At 74.7% G+C, this 590-nt stretch carries 1 pseudogene; it reads right to left on the bottom strand.

Annotated elements, in window-relative coordinates:
* A pseudogene (locus tag AC1DS3_RS39345) lies at positions 1–590 on the bottom strand (23S rRNA pseudouridylate synthase B); the annotation flags it as partial.

The raw sequence follows: 590 nt of genomic DNA, 5'->3' as shown, positions 1-590 counted from the left end.
CGGCTGGGCGCTGCGTGCCGCCCTTGCCCTTGCTGCCCTTGCCTTGCTGGCGCGGGCCGCCTTGCTGCCCTTCGGTGCCGCCGCGGCGGGCGGAGCCTTGCGGCTGCTGGCCTTGCTGCGGCTTGCGCTTGCGGGCGCCATTCCCGTTCGGGTTGGCGCGGGCGCCATCGCGCTGGCGCTCGCCCGCGGCTTCTCCGCCAGCTTCGCTTACGCCTTCGGCATTGTCGTTACTGAAGTTGCGGCGGCCTCGCGGCGCCGGGCGCTCGCCCATCTGCTCGCCAGCCTGCACAGCCTCGCCTTCCGCGGGCTTGCGCTTGCCACGCGTACGTCCCTTCCTTGTGCCGTCGCCACGCGCGTCTTGCGCGGCGCCCACATCGGGGCTGCCAGCAGGGATTGGCGCCCCGCCGTCCGCGGCACGGCCGCCATCGCGGTCCTGCGCGGCCTGGCGGCGCGTGGCCACCAGATTGCGCAAGCCACGGCGCAGGCCCTTGCGGCGCGGCGCGCCATCGGTGCCGGCGCCGCCTTCGGCGCCATTGCCGGCATCGCCGGCCGGCGTATCCGCCTGGCGGACGTCTTGATCAGAATCGGAC

Source organism: Cupriavidus sp. 01L46, assembly GCF_056399905.1.
The sequence above is the reverse complement of the archived record's forward strand: the minus strand, read 5'-3'. Positions and strand labels throughout refer to the sequence as shown.